The following is a 3,045-nucleotide window of genomic DNA, read 5'->3' as shown; positions in this document are numbered from 1 at the left end:
CTTTTCCATAAAAAATGCCGCTCAAAGGGTTCATTTTCAAGATGATCATCAACCCACTGCGCAATAGTACTTTCATCAATTCCAATCAAAGTCCATGCATACCCCGCACGCGATACAGAAGAATATCTCTTCTCGTTGTGTTCTAAATAATTCTCTAAAAGCGCAAGAGCCTGTGATGGTGGACCAGGCAAAACAACAAGCGTACTTCCATCGCAAGAGAGATAAAACCCTGGTGCTGTGCCTGTAGGATTATCAAGTACGGTTGCTGTCTCAGGAAACAATGCTTGACGTGCATTACTCTTATCCGCCGTAATCCCTAATCGTTGTAATTGACCTTTTATTGTTTGCCAAACATCTTCATGATGTACCAAAGGCTGCTTTACAGCTTGAGCAACTCCATCGCGTGTTTTATCATCTGATGTTGGTCCCAATCCCCCACTGATAATGATAAGATCTTCTTGTCCAAGACAAGAAACAACAGTCTCACTGATTTGCTGTAATTGATCAGCACAAACAAAATGACGTGTGACTTGAATATTTCTCTTGTTCAAGCTTTGGCTTAAATCTTGTAAGTTTGTATTCAAATATTGTCCTGAAAGGAGTTCATCACCAATGGTAATAATGGCAGCACGATGAACAAAGACAGAATTCATAAGAGAATTGCGAACAGCTTCAGCCATTTGACGGGTAGAGGCTATACCTCCAAGATCATAGGTAACGGTTTTTCCAGCACGAATAACCTGATCAACACTCTCAGCCAGTTGTTTTGCTGCATCTTTAAAGCCTAAATGCTCTAAGAGTAAAGCCGTGGTATAAAGCATCGCAGAAGGATTGGCTTTATTTTGTCCAGCAATACGTGGTACGCTTCCATGAACAGGTTCAAAACAAGCAATCTCGCTCCCCACATTCACATGAGACGCAAGCTCCCCTCCTCCCATTATACCAGAGCCAAGAGTAGAGAGAATATTGCCAAACATATTTTCAGCAACAATCACACCAAACTGCTCTGGCTTGGTTGCAATCCACAAAGCAACCGCATCAACATCATGAATATCTGATTCAATTTCCGGATAATTTTGCGCAATTTTCTCAAAAATTTCCTGAGCAAACTGACCACTTTCTCGCAGAACATTGGGCTTATCAGCAAAAGTAACCCGCCCAAACCCATGTCTGCGTGCATACGAAAAAGCATATTCAAATAACCGTTCTAAACCAAAGCGTGTCTGCAAACGAACTGTCCACGCGGCCTCCTCAAGCCCATATTTTGTCAAATTTGGATGTTTTAGCCAAACGGCTGTTTCAGGAGGAATACCCCGAAAATCCAATCCAGCATAAAGGCCTTCACTATTTTCTCTGATAACACAAAAATGAAAAGGACGTTGGGGACCAAAGATGTATCTTACAGGACATATATTCGCAAACAAACCTAACTTTTGGCGAAGTTGAAGTGCGGGAGAAACATAGCTAAGGTTTTTCTCTTTTAAATGCGGAGCAAGTTCTTTTAAAGCCGCTTCTTTTCCTTTACTGGTCACAGCACCAAGTAAAATAGCATCACTCTGAGTAATTTTTTGCCAAGTCGCTTGAGGAATAGGATCTCCTTCCTGTTTCCAACATTCAAAACCAATATCACCATAAGTCAATTCAATCGGCAATTGGAATTGCTCTAAGACCATCAGCGCAGCATCACAAACCTCTGATCCTATCCCATCACCAGGTAATACAAGTACTTTCTTTTTCATAGTCCCTCCAGCCACTCATCAATAACTGCATCCATCATAGTAGGATTATCCTCCCACAAACGCGTACCAGCACCAGAAACAATCTTATATTCATGGTTCGGATTATGACTTTTCGTCTGATTATCTACCGTTGCAAGTTGCGACTTTTCTCCCACTAAAGCTAAAAACTTCCCCTTATACTTAACTATTTCATCTCTAGCATCTATTTCTAATAAGAGTTTAAACCCTCTTGTCATGCGTTCAATTGCCACGCTTTTTTTTTCATCAGGAATCTCCAATAAGGCTCTTTTTTTCATAATGCCAGAAGGATGCATAAAACCATTGAGTATTTCCAAAGCCCCCGATAAATCATTATTTTCTAAGGAGGCAAGAATATCTCCAAGGCGCCGTTGCAAAACCTTATCTGGATAGCCAGGTGCATTCACAGCAAGCACAGCTTGAACATTGGGAAGCTGTACTGCCAATATTTGTACCAATGTTCCAGCCATAGAAAATCCTACCAACACCGTAGGCTCTTTAAAATAGCTTTTAAGTTTTTCTGTCATAAAAGATAAAGTCTCTACAACAGAATGATTGAGAACATGAGAACTCTTAGGAAAAAGAGAGAGTGTGTCCAGCAGAGTGACAGGGAATCCTTTTGTTGAACATAGCGTTGTCAATGGAGAACAAAAGACACCATCATCCCAAACTGGCATCACAGGAGAAAGAATAATAATAGGAAAGCGCATTGCTCAATTTTTCCCCCTATTTTAAAACATGCATTCAGGCAGAAACTCTTCCCACCCACTATCATGAAAATACAGATATGTTGAAATTCTAAACTCATAAGCTTCCCCCCCGTAATCAGTGATTTGTTAAACGCACACTAAGCCTGTGATAAATTTAACCCCACCCAATCAAACAACTTAATAAAAAAATTCATCTAATGTACAGGTGCCCCCATTTGTATAAAACATCAAAAGCATTTCCGCATAATGCTTTCTTTTTATCATTTTACTCAGCTTATTTCTGAAATCATAAAAACACGGGCATTTCGAATATAAATGATAAAACCAATGAGGCAACACCCTGCTAACAAAGTTGCCATAGCCCGTGGGCTATGACCAGAGATTTTTCCGATAACCGCCGCACTGAGTGCCGCACTTCCTAATTGCAAAGACCCCATAACACCAGAAGCCGCTCCAGCAGCTTGCGGATGCGATGAAATAGCCAACGCTGTTCCTAACGGTAATAAAAAACCATTGCCAAAAGTAAGAACAGCAATAGCGATAAAACTTGTCACAAGGGGCCATGGGCTTAGATACAT

General features: G+C 40.8%; 2 protein-coding genes and 1 pseudogene. All 3 read right to left on the bottom strand.

Annotation, left to right across the window (positions count from 1 at the left end; all coding sequences use genetic code 11):
- Positions 1 to 1,739: isocitrate/isopropylmalate family dehydrogenase (locus tag ACFIO3_RS09015; RefSeq protein ID WP_375704348.1), on the bottom strand; the 1,739-nt coding region annotated here is incomplete at its 3' end.
- Positions 1,736 to 2,467, bottom strand: a complete 732-nt coding sequence (locus ACFIO3_RS09010) for an alpha/beta fold hydrolase (RefSeq protein WP_375704347.1) — start codon at positions 2,465 to 2,467, stop codon at positions 1,736 to 1,738. The genes ACFIO3_RS09010 and ACFIO3_RS09015, both read right to left, overlap by 4 nt.
- A 269-nt stretch (positions 2,468 to 2,736) precedes the next feature.
- Positions 2,737 to 3,045 (bottom strand): annotated as a pseudogene (locus ACFIO3_RS09005) (Bcr/CflA family drug resistance efflux transporter); the annotation flags it as partial.

Source organism: Bartonella sp. AD328YNZD (assembly GCF_042196425.1).
This window is presented reverse-complemented; position numbering and strand designations above follow the sequence as displayed.